Genomic DNA, 16,157 nt, shown 5'->3' on the forward strand with positions numbered 1-16,157 from the left:
AATTATGATCGTTAGAACACTCGATGAGTGTCGCAACAGTGAGAGACGTGTCGTTGCGGATAACTGGGAAAGTGTCCGTATGTTGCTGAAAGACGACAATATGGGATTTTCCTTCCATATAACAACAATCTACCAAGGCACTGAGACCCATATACATTACCAAAACCATTTAGAATCTGTTTTCTGCATGCGTGGTGAGGGAGAAATTGAGGTGGTAGGCGGTGAAACCTACCCGATAAAACCAGGCACTTTGTATATCTTAGATAAACACGATGAACATTTTCTAAGAGCCTATAAAAATAAAGAAATGGTTATGGCTTGTGTCTTTAACCCACCTATTACGGGGGCAGAGGTACATGATGAAAATGGTGTCTATCCCCTTGTTGATTAATTTACCCAAGTAAACTCGCCCTTCGGGATCACATCAACTTGAAGTCACTTAGGTATAAACGGTGAGGCGTTCGTTCGCTTCACCTTTTAATTATCCTACCTTGTAAATGACTAACGACTAAGGCGCTTCATGACTTTTACCGTAGAAAAAATCGGCGGTACCTCTATGACTGCATTCGATGCAGTTCTTGATAATATTATCCTGCTTCCAAAAGATCCTTATAACCGAGTATTTGTTGTTTCCGCATACGGTGGGATGACCGATGCACTCTTAGAATGTAAAAAAAATAGAAAACCAGGCGTGTATCAACTTATCGCAAAACGTGATGATAAATGGGAAGACGCTTTGTCGTATGTTGAAAGCTGCATGCTGTTAACGAATGACAATATGTTTGCTGACCCTGTGAGCCGTATTCGAGCGGATAAGTTTATTCGCTTACGGATTAGTGAGGCTAGGAGCTGTATTTCTTCCATTCTGGAAACTTGCCAGTATGGGCAGTTTTCATTGCGTCACTACTTACCCCAAATAAGGGAGTTTTTATCCTCTATAGGGGAAGCACACAGTGCGTACAATACTGCATTGAAACTCAAAACCATGGGTATTAACGCTAAATTTGTTGACTTATCTGGTTGGGCTGAGCAACAGTCGAAGACCTTAGATGAAGCCATTTGTGAGGCTTTCGCGGATATCGATGTATCGCAAGAGCTACCTATTGTGACTGGCTATGCGTATTGCAAAGAAGGCCTTATGCAAACCTATGATAGGGGTTATAGCGAAATGACTTTCAGTCGAGTTGCAGCAATTACACAAGCCGACTTGGCCGTTATCCATAAAGAGTATCACTTGAGCTCGGCGGATCCTCGTCTTGTCGGTCCTGAAAAAGTTCTGCCAATTGGCAGGACTAACTATGATGTGGCTGATCAGTTGGCAAACTTAGGGATGGAAGCTATACACCCTAATGCTGCGGCTGGCTTGCGTGAAAGTGGCATTGAATTACAAATTAAAAACACCTTTGAACCTGAACATAAAGGGACTTTGATCTCATCTGTCTACCGGCCTGAAACAGACAAAATTGAGATTATTGCTGGAAAGCAAAAGGTGTTTGCGCTGCACGTATTTGACCAAGCGATGGTGGGTAAGGTTGACAATGTAAGCTATGAATTAATGGAGCTTATATCAGATGCACATGTGAGCCTGATTGGTAAAGAAATGAATGCCAACTCTATGACTTACTACCTTGGAGGAAGCTCAGAGAGCTTGAACAATGTACTCTACCAGGCAGAAAAGCGTTATCCAAAAGCACTAATTACCGGCCGTATGGTCGCTTTAATATCTGCTATTGGTTCACGAATAGATACCAATAAGGCGTTGGCTCAGGGGGCGATTTCGCTGATGAATAATGGGGTAACGCCTATCGCCATTCATTCTTCAATGCGTAATGTAAATGTACAGTTTGTGGTGAGTGACAACGAGTACCAGCAAGCCATCAGTGCCCTTCACTGTGAATTTTTTGAGGGGGGGAGTCAGACAATATTTGAGAGTAAAGTGGCATGACTCTCTGAATATTGCTTTCTACAAAATGTGTTCAGTTTCACAGAGTTGATTCAAGGTTAGGGGGGCGTAGGCGGGGGGATGATGCTCATCTTGAGTGGGAGGAGGAAAATGCTCGGGTCGAATAAAAATAATTTGGAAATATCTATGAAACGTGTGATGAAATCCTTCGCTCTGTGCTCTCTGACTGCTGCTCTTGCTTTTCCTATGGCTGCCTCTGCAATGCAGGAAGGTGAAATTCTTATTTGGATTAATGGCGACAAAGGCTACGAAGGCTTGGCTGAAGTCGGCCGCCAATTTGAAGAAGATACCGGGGTAAAAGTTAACGTCCAGTATCCTGATTCACTAGAAGCTAAGTTCCAGCAAGTCGCGCCTACAGGCGGCGGCCCTGACATTATCTTCTGGGCTCATGACCGTTTCGGGGGCTATGCAAAATCTGGTCTTCTGACTGAAATTAAGCCTTCTGCTGAATTCAAAAACAAACTGGTTGATTTCAGTTGGGATGCTGTTACCTATGACGGTAAGTTGGTGGGTTACCCTGTCGCACTAGAATCCCCGTCACTCATCTACAACAAAGATTTGCTACCTGAGCCACCAACAACATGGGAAGAGCTGTACGATATCGAAAAACAAATGGCGGCCAAAGGCAAGAAAGCCATTATGTGGGACGTGAAGAATGCGTACTTCACTTGGCCGATGATTTCAGCCAATGGTGGCTATGCGTTCAAGAAAACAGAAACGGGCTTTGATGGTAAGCAAATTGGTCTTAACAATGAAGCGGGTGTTGCTGGCCTGAACTTCTTGGTTGACCTATCGAAGAAAGGGGTTGTATCCGCTGACATGGATTACGCTGTTTCTGAGTCTGAGTTTAACAAAGGCAATGTGGCGATGACTATCAATGGTCCATGGTCATGGGCTAACCTTGAGAAGTCAAAAATCAACTATGGCGTTGCGGTATTCCCTACGTTGAATGGTGGCAAATCAAACCCATTCGTTGGTGTACTCAGTGCGGGTATCAATGCTGCAAGTCCTAATACTGACCTAGCGGTTGAGTTCCTAGAAAATTACCTGATCACAGATGAAGGCCTGGCTAAGGTTAACGATGACAAGCCGCTGGGTGCTGTAACGTTGAAATCTTTCCAGCAAAAATTGTCTAAAGACAGCCGTATTGCTGCGACCATGACCAATGCGGAAAACGGTGAAATCATGCCGAATATCCCTGAGATGACGGCTTACTGGTTTGCTGAAGGTGCCGCTATCGAGAACGCCCTCCTAGGCCGCCAAACGGTTCAAGAAGCACTAGACACCGCGGCTTCGCAGATCCGCTAACTCTAATGTGATATCTAGACATATCTGGATAAACAATAGCATCAATATTATGCGCAGCTCTTTTTTGGGGAGTCTGCGCATTTTTGTAATGAACGACTACCCAAGGATTACACGTGAGCACAATTGACCAAGCACCTTTTCACGAGCCGTTATATGTCAAAGGGACTTTTAATGGCTGGGGTGACGACACGCCAATGACGTATATTGGCGAAGGCTGTTATCAGGCTGTCGTTTGCTTTTCCGCTGATCTTCATAATTTCAAAATTTCCGACCAGCAAGGGAGTGAAGCACTTAGTTTTGCTGCCGATAAATATAAGGCGGTTGCTTGCGAGCTGGAACAGCATCAGCAACTGATCCCTGCCAAAGGGATCGGCAACGATCTCACCTTTATGGCGCCTGAAACTGGCTTGTACACGATTTCAGTCAACGTTGCAGATGACAGTGTGAAAATGGTGATTGAAACCGGAGGTGAAAACCTGGATTGCGAGCCAACCCGTGATCTGTTCAGCGCCACGTTTTCAGTGACGGCGGGACAGAAACAAGTGACTGGTAAGGGAAATAAAGTACTGGATCCAGAACCGCTGTTTGATGAGCTGGCGATCAGGGTTGAACAAAGCGCCCCCTTTGTGTTTGGCGACAACATTGATGGCTATTTCGATGGTGTTACTCATGGTTATGTGGCTGCCGGTAAGTACCGTCATAAGCAAGGTTGGTATCTCGGAGCGATGGCATCATTTGCCGATGGTGTGCTCAATGATAAAACATCGGCGTTAGAAGCGCGTATTTATCCGTACGGTGTTACCCATTGCTTTAGCAATGGCTCTGGTAACAATATTGAAGAAACATTAATGTTGTTTTCAGGGCAGGCAAGCCGCCAGCGCAGTGCAGCAATAACGGTACGTGCGGATAACCCCGTAACGTTGGCTATTGCACCTCAGCTAAACCTTGCAATGGATAGTTCGTCAGTGAAGGCATTCGAGGGTGGGGTAGTGTACGCGCTCGAGAATGAATTACGCCAGCCGGGTACGCCATCGTTTATTGCCCTATGTGCTAGTCAGCCGTTCGCATTTACCGAAACTACCTTCGGTGAAACGCCGGATCTGAAAGACAAGGTTCATTTGAGTGGCCACCATGTTAAGCCTCTGTTGACGTCTACCGAGCCACAAAGCGAGATGACTGTGTATCTGTCTTTCGCAGAAACGGAAGCTGAAGCGATTGCTCATGGCCGTTCATTGGTTGAGCAGGATGGAGTGAGTATTCACTTGCAGCAGGTCTATGACATGCTAACCCATTCCTATGTCTGGACATCGGATATGGAATATAACCGGGCCTTGATGTGGGCGAAAGCGTCGGGGAAAGTTTTTGTTTCAACGGAATTTGGTAAAGGAATATGGGCTGGCTTGCCTTGGTTTAAAGACTGTTGGGGGCGAGACTCTTTTATTGCCGTACCGGGGATCACATTGGTCAATGGGGACTTTGAAGATGCCAAGACCATCATTGATAATTTTGCCTCAATGCAATTGAGTGATGAAAGTAGCGTTAATTTTGGCCGTATTCCTAACCGGGTTACCAGTTTAACCAATATTATTTATAACACCACAGATGGTACACCGTGGATGGTACGTGAGATTTGGGATTACCTGCGCTATAGCGGTGATAAAGATTATGCTGCGGCTGTCTACCCTGTGGTTCAAACCTATATTTCGGGTATCGAGAAGCACTACCTAGATGAGCATGGGCTCATGACACACCGTGATCCCGATACCTGGATGGATGCCAAACTAGAAGGTAAATTGCCTTGGTCTGCCCGTGGGACCCGTGCCAATGATATTCAGGCGCTGTGGTACACAAGCTTATTGGTGGCAGTTGAACTGGCGAAGCTAACCCATGATGGGAAGGGAGTTGAACATTATCAGCAGATGGCCGAGCAGGTAAGGGAGAGTTTCCAAAAACTGTTCTGGGATCATGAGCAGCAAAAGTTAGCGGATCGTCTTTATAGTGATGATCAGCGTGACTTACAGGTACGATCTAACCAGTTGATGGCGGTAACGGTACCGTTTGATAATGGCTTGCTGGAAAAAAACATTGGTGCCAAAGTGGTGAAAAATGCGGTCAGCGAGTTGCTATTCCCATGGGGGATTACGTCATTGTCGCAGTATGATCCTATCTTCCACCCGTACCATGCCAACCGTGATGAATACCACAAAGACGCCGCTTACCATAACGGTACCATTTGGGGCTGGAATGCGGGTTTTGCGGTTTCAAGCTTGATTGAATACGGCTACGCTGATTTTGCTTATCAGCTAACCAAGAACCTGTCTGATCAGATTTTGTATTTAGGCCATCGTGGAGCGATGAGTGAAAACCTTGATGCGTTTTTGAATGAGCAAGGCGGGGTTACCACTACGGGAACCTATGCCCAGGCATGGTCAGTGTCAGAGTTTACTCGCAATGGTTACCAAGACTATATCGGCTTCAAGCCTGAATTGTTATCCGATAAGGTTGTGTTAGCTCCTTGCTTACCGTCTGCATGGCAGGCATTTGATGCCGAGCTTTGTTTCGGTGAATCTAATGCGCTGCTAGTTAGCTACCAACACAATGAACAAGGGAAGCAATGTTTTGAATTGCAGTATCAGTCACATTGCCCTGTTCAGCTTGAACTGCACTTGATGGCAGAAGACAAAGCGAAGTATCAACTCTTGATTGATGCAGGTGAGTTACCGGCTGTGATCGAGTTTGATCCCGCGAATTCATCAGCTACCGTGAATGGTCAGCCTCGTGATCTTACGCTTCTTCAGCCAAGCTTTGTGTCTGCCATTGGCGATCTTAGCTTTGCGCAGCCGGATCTTTCTATTGCGTTCCCTATGTTGCAAGGTCAGCATGTACTGCAGCAGAAAGTTGAACAGGCAGGCTTAGCACTGGCAACAGATTAATAGCATTGGGTTGCCGGGTATTTAAACAGCCCGTCCATTTGCCTGAAAAGAAAGCGCTGCAAATGCAGCGCTTTTTGTTTGGTCGTCGGTTAACTAGCTAAAGGAGCAGCATGATGTTCAGTCGTATTCCATATAGGTACGCCCTTCAAGGGAGTAGGGCTCATTGTCATCGTATAAGTTTTGCTGTCCTCTAAGCTTTTGAACTTTGGCTTCAAGTGCTTTAGCCTCTTGATAATTGCCCTCTTGGTAAGCTAAGTGAATGCGTTGTTCGATATCTTCGATCCTATCATGGCTGCTCATGTCATGATCCTCCATTCGAAAGTCATACCCAGTTAGAAAGCGGTACAACCAACTTGCCGTTTCAGTTTTAGTGTAGGAGCGGATCCTCTCCAGTTCCACCTCTTACAGAGCGAGGAGGCGTTTGGATCAATAAATGCTCAACTTTTCCATCATAGTGATAAAACGGCTGGCCCAGGCGGTTTCGCTATGAACCCCTCCGGCATCGACGCTGAAATGACATTTCAGGTGTTGAGAGCTGTGGCTAAGGATTGTTGAAAACTCAACGGCTAAATCATGGTATAGGGCCGGGAAGGATTCAATCGTAGGGTCACTGGTCTCATGGGTGCCGATGTCCATGTAAATATCTAATGGTAGATTGATATCGGTTTGCTCAATGAATGACTTCATCTCGTGAGGGGCAAACCAGAAGGCAGGGGAGAGCACGCCAGCTTTGGCAAAGGTATCTGGGTATTTCAATGCCGCATACAGGCTGATAAAGCCGCCCATTGAGCTACCGGCAATGGTGGTGGATTCTCGTTCTGTTTTGGTGCGGTAATGGATATCGATAAAAGGCTTGAGGGTTTGAATGAGAAAATCGCAGTAGGCTCCTCCTTCGCCACCTTGCGGTTCTTCGGCCTGCTTCCAGTTAGCGAGTGAAGCTGGAGGGCTGAACGGCCAAGGGGAATACTCATCCCGACGGCCAAGATGGCCTCTTAACTGGCTACAATCAATTGCGACAATGATGTGGCCACGGGTTCCACCTTGGCGCTGTAACGTGTCCAATTGTTCTGCAGCCTGCCAGCTGGCACCTGAAATACACAGTTCTGGTTCAAAGACATTCTGGCCGTCATGCATGTAAATGACGGGGTAGTGCTGAGCGCTGGTTTCATAATCGGCAGGCAGGTAAACACGTATATTACGGTGGCGGGTTAGCTGAGGCATCAGCATATTTTCATGGATTATCATCCGATCAGGGTCATAGCTTTTTTGCTTCGGGTTGCACGATGAATTGACTGGCATAATGGCTCCACAGGAGAGATAGGTATAAAAAAAGCGCTGTTGGTTTTAATCAACAGCGCTTGCTTGTTACATACAGGGCTTCTTATACGCCAGATTCTTTGTATAGGCGCTGGCAAGCTCTACCATCGCTGTGGAACAAGTGGCAACGGTGCGCAGGAATATCGACCTTGAACAAATCGCCCGCATTTACATCAATGGTATCTGGACGGCGGTAGATGAAATCGGCATCCATATGTTCTAGGTGTAGATAAGCTTGGGTTTCATAACCAAGTTTTTCAACAACCTGTACTTTGCCTTCGATAGTGGCATCACCTTCACTTGCTGGAACTAAGTGCTCAGGGCGAATGCCCAGTGACATGCGGTCACCTTTGGTTACCGTTGTACCGTCAACAGGGATCCAGAATGCATTACCATCGGCCATTTGAACCATAACTCGCTCAGCTTCAACTTGCTCAATGAATACGCTCATGAAGTTCATTTTTGGCGAACCGATGAAACCTGCAACAAAGCGGTTTTTTGGGTAGTGGTAAAGCTCAAGTGGTTTACCGACCTGAGAAACATAGCCATCATCGAGAACCACGATTTTCTGAGCCATGGTCATGGCTTCAACCTGATCGTGGGTTACGTAGATCATGGTACAACCCAGCTGCTTGTGCAGTTTGGCAATTTCAATACGCATTTGTACACGTAGCGCTGCATCAAGGTTAGAAAGCGGTTCATCCAGTAGGAAAACATTTGGTTGGGAAACCAAAGTACGACCGATTGCAACACGCTGACGTTGGCCGCCAGAAAGGGCCTTTGGTTTACGCTCAAGAAGGTGACCTAGCTGAAGGATGTCTGCTGCGTGGTCAACACGGCGTTTGGTTTCGTCCTTGTCGGCTTTAGCCAGCTTCATGCCGAAAGACATGTTATCAAACAGGTTAAGATGAGGGTAAAGTGCATAAGATTGAAATACCATGCCCACACCGCGTTCAGATGGTGGCACGTCATTCATGTGCTTTTCGCCGATGTACAAATCACCTGAAGTGATGTCTTCTAGGCCAGCGATACAACGTAGAAGTGTTGACTTACCACAGCCTGATGGACCAACGAAGACAACGAACTCACCTTCAGCAATATCGAGATCAACGTTCTTCGATATCAGGTTATCTCCATATGCTTTACATACATTTCGTAAAGTAACACTCGTCATCGAGCCTATTCCTCTAAGTTGTTGTTGCCAGCAAGGCCTCATCTTATTCGCGCGTGGCCTTGCGGGTAAAGAATTTTTCAGCGTAATTGAAGAAAAATCGGGTAGAGCGCCATTCATTAAGGGAATAGGCGTCTACCCTGACCAAATCCAAATTATCTACTTCCCCAAGAAATAAAATGGTGCTGTCGTCTTTAAAAAGAGTGGTTCGTGCAAAAGTGCATTACCTAATAAAAAGAACAGTGTCTTCAACTACCCAGTGGGTATGGTTGTATTCTTGCTGAGGATAGGCGCCGAAACATCCTCCTTATTGATAAATAAAAAGGGGGATGAAGGGGGGAGGAGTGTTTGGATCACACTTTGTCATTGTAAGGGCTGAAGGACTGTTTTATTCCCAGTACTATGTGCGCTGTATCACAATCAATCGTCGTTATTAGATCTGCATCACTAAGCGAAGCGACGGAGATCACGCTTTTCATACATAGGGGGTGGGGGCGTAGGACTCAGGATGATGCCGAGTGCTTGATACTGTTGGAAGATACAGACTGAAATTTGTATTGCGGAGCCGCTTTTGCAATACAGCCAATAACAATCATGAAGGATGTTAATAATGAAGAAAGTCCTCAGCACAGTCGCATTATGTACCCTTGCCGCACTTGGTTCAGTTTCTGCACATGCAGCGATTGAAGAAGGCCAACTGACCATTTGGATTAATGGTGACAAAGGTTACAACGGCTTGGCAGAAGTAGGTAAACAGTTCGAAGAAGACACTGGCGTAAAAGTGACAGTCGCTTTCCCTGATAACCTAGCAGAGCGTTTCCCACAGGTTGCAGCAGCAGGTGATGGTCCGGATATCGTATTCTGGGCTCACGACCGCTTCGGTGGTTATGCGAAAGCTGGCCTGCTGACGGAGATTAACCCGTCTCAAGAGATGAAAGATAAAATCATCGACTTTACTTGGGATGCGGTATCTTACGATGGCAAATATGTTGGTTACCCTGTTGCTGTTGAAGCACTTTCTCTGATTTACAACAAGGATCTTGTTCCAACCCCACCTAAAAACTGGGAAGACATCGAAGCGCTAGACAAAAAGCTTCAAAAAGATGGCAAGAAAGCAATCATGTGGAACCTAAAAGAACCGTTCTTCACATGGCCAATCTTAACTGCTGACGGTGGCTATGCCTTCAAATTTACTGCGAACGGCTACGACGTGAAAGACGTAGGTGTAAACAACGCGGGTGCCAAATACGGCATGAACTTCATCAAGTCTTTGGTTGATAAGAAAGTTATCTCTCCAGATATGGACTACAGCATCTCTGAAGCTGAATTTAACAAAGGTACTGTTGCGATGACAATCAATGGCCCATGGTCTTGGGGTAACATTGAGAAGTCTGGTATCGACTACGGTGTCACCCTGCTTCCTAAGCTAAACGGCAATCCGTCTAAACCTTTTGTTGGTGTTCTTACTGCAGGTATCAGCGCCGTTTCTCCTAACAAAGATCTAGCCGTTGAGTTTATCGAAAACTATTTACTGACTAACGAAGGTCTGGCTAAAGTTGATGCTGATAAGCCACTCGGTGCTGTTGCACTGAAATCTTTCCAGCAGAAGCTGGATAAAGATGCCCGTATTGCTGCGACTATGGACAACGCAATGAACGGTGAAATCATGCCAAACGTTCCACAAATGACTGCTTTCTGGTACGCACAAGGTAACGCCATCCAGAACGTTGTTGACGGCCGTCAGGGTGTTGATGATGCCCTTGATGCAGCCGCTGGTCACATTCTTAAGTAATACCTTTTACGGGGAGGGGTAACTCTCCCCATTTTTATTTGTCATTTTGCTAGCAAGGAGCTGAGATGCAGTCAGTTCAAGGTGCAGAACTCCTCGATTCACCTCAGGAAAGTTCGAAATTTAATTATCGTAAGTGGCTGAAATGGTCGCTGCTAGGCATGATCGGTACGGTTAACGGTTATGCTACTGTCTTAATGTATGCTCAGGGTGAAATTCCCTTCGCACTTCTTACCGTTGTTCTCACAGCTCTTGCTCTTTATATTTTTGGTAGTAAGAAAACCTACGCCCATCGCTATATCTATCCTGGTATTGCCGGGATGATTATTTTCGTTATCTTCCCGTTGATTTATACGATTGGGTTAGCATTCACTAACTACAGCGCCTCCAACCAGTTATCCATGGAGCGTGCGCAGACGGTACTTCAGCAACGTTCGTTCTTGTCAGGAGAGAGCTACGGCTTTGACTTGTATAAGGTTGATAATGGTCATCAGATCATCATTAAAGCGAATGGCGATCTATTAGCCTCTGATGTGTTTGATATTGCCAATCCACCTGCAGAAGAGTTCTTGGACCTTCGTCAGGTAGACGCGGTGCAGGGTGAGAAAGAAATCATCCGTACTATCGTGCAAAACCGCTCAAACCTTAACAAGGTCGAGTTGGAGATGCCAAGCGGTGAACACATCCGCATGAGTGGTCTGCGTAAGTTTGCTGCTGAAACAGCACTATTCACTTTGCAGGAAGATGGTGAGTCGCTGTTTAATAACAAAACCAACCAGTTGTTCAAGCCAAACTACGAGATTGGTTTCTACCAACCGGTTGATGCAAACGGCGAGTTTGTTGAAAAACCTATTTCTCCAGGCTTTGTGGTTGGCGTTGGTGGAGCAAACTTCGAGCGAGTGATGACGGATGATGGTATCAAAGAACCCTTCATCGGCATCTTCATCTGGACTGTTGTTTTTGCTTTCCTTGCTGTTGCTCTGACGCTTGCATTGGGGATGATCCTTGCCGTTATCGTGCAGTGGGAGCCGCTGAAAGGCAGTGGTATTTACCGCGTACTGCTTATTCTTCCTTATGCCGTGCCATCGTTTATTTCAATCCTGATCTTTAAGGGTTTGTTTAACCAGAGTTTTGGTGAGATAAACATGTTGCTTGAAGCCATGTTTGGAATCAAACCATCGTGGTTCTCTGATCCGGTAATGGCCCGAGTGATGGTTGTACTGGTTAACACCTGGCTTGGTTTCCCTTACATGATGATTCTATGTATGGGTCTATTGAAGTCGATTCCTGAAGATTTGTATGAAGCATCCGCCATTGATGGTGCAGGCCCAATCCAGAACTTCTTCAATATTACGCTACCAATGTTGATTAAACCGCTGACGCCGCTATTGATTGCCAGCTTTGCGTTTAACTTCAACAACTTTGTAATGATTCAGCTATTGACCTCTGGTGGCCCGAACATGGTCGGTACTTCAGAGCCAGCAGGTTACACTGACTTGCTAGTAAGTTATACCTACCGTATTGCATTCGAAGGTGGCGGTGGTCAAGACTTCGGTCTAGCCGGTGCAATCGCAACAATTATCTTCATCTTGGTAGGTGGTATGGCACTACTTAACCTGAAATTTACCAACACTAAGCTTGAGCAGGACTAAGGAGAGACGTCATGCCAATGGTTCAACCTAAGTCATTAAAATATCGGGTATGGGCAACACACATTGGATTGTGTTTGTTCCTAGCTGCAACGATTTTCCCGCTGCTGATGATTGTTGCTATCTCCCTGCGTGAAGGTAATTTTGCTGGTGGTGAGCTCATTCCAAGCAATCCAACGCTTGATCACTGGCGATTAGCCTTGGGCTTCTCGGTGACAAACAGCGACGGTAGCGTAACACCACCACCATTCCCAGTACTGTTATGGCTGTGGAATACGGTGAAAGTGGCAGGGATTACTTCGGTTATCATCGTTGCTCTGTCGACAACCAGTGCTTATGCGTTCGCCCGTATGCGCTTCAAAGGTAAGAGCACCATCTTGAAAGGGATGATGATCTTCCAGATGTTCCCTGCGGTACTTGCTTTGGTTGCTCTTTACGCCTTGTTTGACCGTTTAGGCCAGTACATTCCATTCTTGGGTCTTAATACCCACGGTGGTCTGATTTTCTCTTACCTTGGCGGTATTGCACTGCACGTATGGACAATCAAGGGTTACTTCGAAACGATTGATGGCTCGCTGGAAGAAGCGGCAGCGCTGGATGGAGCAACACCGTGGCAGGCTTTCCGCTTGGTATTGTTGCCACTATCTGTGCCGATCCTTGCAGTGGTGTTTATCCTGTCGTTCATCGGTGTGGTTACTGAAGTGCCGGTAGCTTCACTGCTACTGACTGATGTAAACAACTATACACTGGCTGTTGGTATGCAGCAGTACCTGTACCCGCAGAACTATCTATGGGGTGACTTTGCCGCAGCGGCTGTACTGTCAGCGATTCCTATCACGACAGTATTCTTGCTGGCCCAGAAATTCTTGGTGGGCGGCCTGACCTCAGGTGGCGTGAAAGGGTAATCCTCTTTAACGGTTAGCCTAGCACCATGCAAAAATTGAAACCGGATGCCTTGGCATCCGGTTTTTTTGTGCACTCTCAGAAATAAGAGGTTTTGTCTCTTTTGTAATAGTGAATCTCATAAGTAAAACATGGAACGCTATATCAAGGGGGGGAGTAGTACACTGCTTCTACTTCAGCTATTACCTGCTACGCTTTTAAAGTTGGTTTACGTTGTAAATAAACCTTAACTCGTGGAGGCTTCTAATGAAAAGATTGCTTGTTCTGATGATGCTTGTTTTCTCTAGCTTTACTTTTGCTAACTCTTCCTCTGGTCACAGTGGTGGTAGCACTGTCTCAACACCACAGATCATATGTATGTATGAAGGGAAGATACTAGGTGTAACCGCTATTCCCGCCTATGAGTGCACGAAGTTGAAAAAAGAAATGAAAGAAGGGTCAAACAAGTAATTGACCACTTTTTAGAGATTAAAGTGGTCAGAAATACTGGTCACTTTAATTTTATAAAGTGATGTTTTATTTCATGAATTATCTTATCTATCAGTTTCATAGCCTACATAATTATCATTTATTACTTTCAGAATACTCAAAAGGTTTTTTTTGTATAAATGATGAATTTTAGGCATTTATACCTTCATTATGGTTTCACATTTTAATGTGGGCTGATAGAATAATTTGAGTAGGGTATAAAAGATTACCTTCAAAGATAATAACAACATGCTTGTTTTCACTTAGGCAAGCAACTCCCGGGCTTAGTGCCTAGCAATGGTTTGGCCGCCGAGCTGCTAGGGGTAGCTAGGTTCCACATTTATATTGGCGTTGCTGCATAGCTGGCTTACCTTTGCAAGAAGAGTAAGTTTATTGGTAACCAAAACCCGACACACCTGTTCGGGTTTTTTTGTACCTATACCCAAGCGACTTCAAGGTGCAGGTTCAGCGAGAATTTATAAGCTTGTAGACAAGGCATTGTTTTGACGATCTGGTAGCTCTAAATCGTAAAACTATATGGGCTAGGGATACAGTCGCTGACAAATCTGGTTTCTGCCGTTTGATTTGGCGCGATATAAGGCCTTGTCGGCTGCTTTCAGCACAGAGTGTGGGTTATCAATCTTGTGGTTATCAGACACGCCAATACTCACCGTTATATTGGTGGAAATTGTGAGTGTTCCTTTTGCGGATTCACAGCTTTGATGAGTCATGATTTTCAGCGGATAGTCAGAGATCTGCTTTCTTATCTGTTCCAAATTTCTCAGGCATTCTCCCTGGGTCCTTCCTTTAAAAATGATGGTGAACTCCTCTCCACCATACCTATATACCTTCGCGTGATGGATTCCTTTAGCGATGAGGCTAGCAACAAGGCGTAAAACATCATCGCCTGTTTTATGGCCATAGGTATCATTGAAGACTTTGAAGTGGTCAATATCGATCATCACAATAGAATATGTACGGCCAAGGTGCTTCAATTCGATATCAAGCGAACGTCGTCCAGGAATTCCTGTCAATTGATCGATATAAGCTAGTTCGTGGCTACAGTTAATCAGATTTGTCAGCAATAAAAGAGACAAAACGGAGTAGGCAACGCTGGAAATCATAGGGAAATGAAAGAAGACGAATGTCAGTGCTGAGAAAAGCGTACTAATGAATAATACGTGATCATGAGGTTGGTTGCGCTTGAATACCAACATTGTATGTAAAGTGAGTGAAGCGATAAAGACTAAGATGATAGCAATGGGAAGTCTTGATATGAGTGGGAAGCTAATCAAGTAATCTTGCCAGAGAATGCTTAAGTCAAACGGCGATAAATAGTTAACGAGTAGCGTTGCAGCGATAAACTGCACAATGAGTACGGCTAAAAAATATATATTTGATCGAGTCAGTAAGCGTCGTTCGGGAAGCCAGTGAATCATTAACAAATTCAGCGGAAGAGCGATTGCAAGCAGGGTATAAGCGAGTTTTGTTGATGGGATGGAGAGCGGTGACTGCAACCATGTTTGTACTATGTGATAACTGAACAGTAAAACTATTGCAGCTAGTGAGGTACGTGATTGATGAAAAATCTCCCCTAAAAATACGGCGACAGGTAATAGAATGTACGGCAGTGCGATAACTAATGCTTCATTGATGGGAGAGAAAGGGGCGGCGTCGTGTAATCCTGCGAGCATCGCCAATGCCAATAGGACTGGTGATCCAAATCGGAACAAAGCATTACGGCAAAAAGGAATAGAAAATGACTGCATTGCTTAGTGATAATTCCTATATTCATGTTGCAGTGATTAATCATGAAACGAGAACAGCATTTACCTCTGATTGATTATAATGCATCTGTATGCATGAGTGTTTATGTTCTTATCATTATCAATTTATAGCACTGTTTATTAATGATTATTGGAAAGTCAGCCAAAATGAGAGGTAGGTAGGTAGGTAGGTAGTTAGGTAGTTAGGTAGGTAGGTTGGGCAAAACACTGGCACTAGGCTATAGCCAGCCTAGTACTCAGAGTGAAGAGGAGGGTTACTTAAGGAAAGGAAATAGCTTATTGACCTCTTCTGGCGTTAAGCTTTCAACACGCTCAATGTTTCGCTCTGGAATTCCTTCTGGATCTGGGTAGTGTTTCAACACTTTTTCCATACTCGCTTCACGGATAAGATGAAAAACCGGATAAGGCGAGCGGTTTGTTAAGTTCTCAGCATCATCAGGTTCGGTGCCTTGGAAGCAGTAGTCAGGGTGGAAGCTAGCGACTTGGTAGGTGCCTTGGTAGCCCATTTGGAATACAAGTGCATCAATGAGGTCGAGGTACTGGTTATAGTCTGCAAAGTCACTGAATAGGTTTGGCGTGACGACTAAGGTGGTTTCCAATTCTTCTACTGGCGTACTATCCAGCTTCTGAAGTTGTAGGTATATCTCTTCAAGTAATACGTCTTCATTTGACGCCTCAGAAATAAAAATCTGAATTTGTTTATTGCGGTTAGGTTTCGCGGCAAAAGGGCATAGGTTTAGCCCGATGACGACTTCTTCCAACCATTGTTTTACCTGCTGATGTACTTCTTCGTGCTTATAATTTTGCATAGCTGACTTTTTATTTTGACCATTGAGCATGGCTAGTTTAGTAAATGTAGTTATAAAACA

Annotated in this window: 13 protein-coding genes; 8 read left to right on the plus strand and 5 right to left on the minus strand. The window is 45.2% G+C overall.

The window, feature by feature from the left end:
* Positions 1-4 precede the first annotated feature (4 nt).
* The 4 genes from L4D79_RS00655 (at position 5) to L4D79_RS00670 (ending at position 6,204) form a co-directional block, all read left to right on the plus strand.
* The gene (locus L4D79_RS00655; protein ID WP_428645978.1) at positions 5-391 is read left to right on the plus strand and encodes an ectoine synthase; all 387 of its coding nucleotides are present in this window, start codon (positions 5-7) and stop codon (positions 389-391) included.
* Between the two features lie 129 nt (positions 392-520).
* Complete coding sequence (locus L4D79_RS00660; protein WP_428645981.1) at positions 521-1,945, plus strand: aspartate kinase; 1,425 nt, start codon at positions 521-523, stop codon at positions 1,943-1,945.
* 144 nt (positions 1,946-2,089) lie between these two features.
* Positions 2,090-3,271 carry a maltose/maltodextrin ABC transporter substrate-binding protein MalE gene (malE, locus tag L4D79_RS00665; protein WP_428645983.1) on the plus strand — a complete coding sequence of 394 codons (1,182 nt, stop codon included), beginning with the start codon at positions 2,090-2,092 and terminating at the stop codon, positions 3,269-3,271.
* Positions 3,272-3,384: 113 nt separating this feature from the next.
* Positions 3,385-6,204, plus strand: a complete 2,820-nt coding sequence (locus L4D79_RS00670) for an amylo-alpha-1,6-glucosidase (RefSeq protein ID WP_428645985.1) — start codon at positions 3,385-3,387, stop codon at positions 6,202-6,204.
* Between the two features lie 117 nt (positions 6,205-6,321).
* On the opposite strand, the gene L4D79_RS00675 is transcribed toward L4D79_RS00670, so the two are convergent.
* The 3 genes from L4D79_RS00675 to malK all read right to left on the minus strand — a co-directional run bounded on the left by L4D79_RS00675 (position 6,322) and on the right by malK (position 8,695).
* Complete coding sequence (locus L4D79_RS00675; RefSeq protein WP_428645988.1) at positions 6,322-6,504, minus strand: hypothetical protein; 183 nt, start codon at positions 6,502-6,504, stop codon at positions 6,322-6,324.
* Positions 6,505-6,630: 126 nt separating this feature from the next.
* Positions 6,631-7,503: an alpha/beta hydrolase gene (locus L4D79_RS00680; protein ID WP_428645990.1), complete on the minus strand. Its 873-nt coding sequence runs from the start codon at positions 7,501-7,503 to the stop codon at positions 6,631-6,633.
* A gap of 82 nt (positions 7,504-7,585) precedes the next feature.
* A complete protein-coding gene (gene malK, locus L4D79_RS00685) occupies positions 7,586-8,695 on the minus strand; it encodes a maltose/maltodextrin ABC transporter ATP-binding protein MalK (RefSeq protein ID WP_428645993.1) in 1,110 nt (369 codons plus the stop codon).
* Positions 8,696-9,302: 607 nt separating this feature from the next.
* On the opposite strand from malK, the gene malE (L4D79_RS00690) reads away from it, so the two are divergent.
* The 4 genes from malE (L4D79_RS00690) to L4D79_RS00705 all read left to right on the plus strand — a co-directional run bounded on the left by malE (L4D79_RS00690) (position 9,303) and on the right by L4D79_RS00705 (position 13,483).
* Positions 9,303-10,484 (plus strand): maltose/maltodextrin ABC transporter substrate-binding protein MalE, encoded by a 1,182-nt coding sequence (gene malE / locus L4D79_RS00690; RefSeq protein WP_428645996.1) that lies wholly within the window; start codon positions 9,303-9,305, stop codon positions 10,482-10,484.
* 65 nt (positions 10,485-10,549) lie between these two features.
* Positions 10,550-12,133: a maltose ABC transporter permease MalF gene (malF, locus tag L4D79_RS00695; RefSeq protein WP_428645999.1), complete on the plus strand. Its 1,584-nt coding sequence runs from the start codon at positions 10,550-10,552 to the stop codon at positions 12,131-12,133.
* Positions 12,134-12,144: 11 nt separating this feature from the next.
* Positions 12,145-13,035, plus strand: coding sequence for a maltose ABC transporter permease MalG (malG, locus tag L4D79_RS00700; RefSeq protein ID WP_107349021.1), 891 nt, complete (start codon positions 12,145-12,147; stop codon positions 13,033-13,035).
* Positions 13,036-13,279: 244 nt separating this feature from the next.
* On the plus strand, positions 13,280-13,483 hold the full coding sequence (locus tag L4D79_RS00705) for a hypothetical protein (RefSeq protein ID WP_428646002.1): 204 nt from the start codon (positions 13,280-13,282) through the stop codon (positions 13,481-13,483).
* A gap of 560 nt (positions 13,484-14,043) precedes the next feature.
* On the opposite strand, the gene L4D79_RS00710 is transcribed toward L4D79_RS00705, so the two are convergent.
* On the minus strand, positions 14,044-15,270 hold the full coding sequence (locus L4D79_RS00710) for a GGDEF domain-containing protein (RefSeq protein WP_428646004.1): 1,227 nt from the start codon (positions 15,268-15,270) through the stop codon (positions 14,044-14,046).
* A 272-nt stretch (positions 15,271-15,542) separates the two neighbouring features.
* Positions 15,543-16,097 carry a DUF1415 domain-containing protein gene (locus tag L4D79_RS00715; protein ID WP_428646006.1) on the minus strand — a complete coding sequence of 185 codons (555 nt, stop codon included), beginning with the start codon at positions 16,095-16,097 and terminating at the stop codon, positions 15,543-15,545.
* Positions 16,098-16,157 lie beyond the last annotated feature (60 nt).

This window comes from Photobacterium satsumensis (genome assembly GCF_050336935.1).
Lineage (GTDB): Bacteria > Pseudomonadota > Gammaproteobacteria > Enterobacterales > Vibrionaceae > Photobacterium > Photobacterium satsumensis.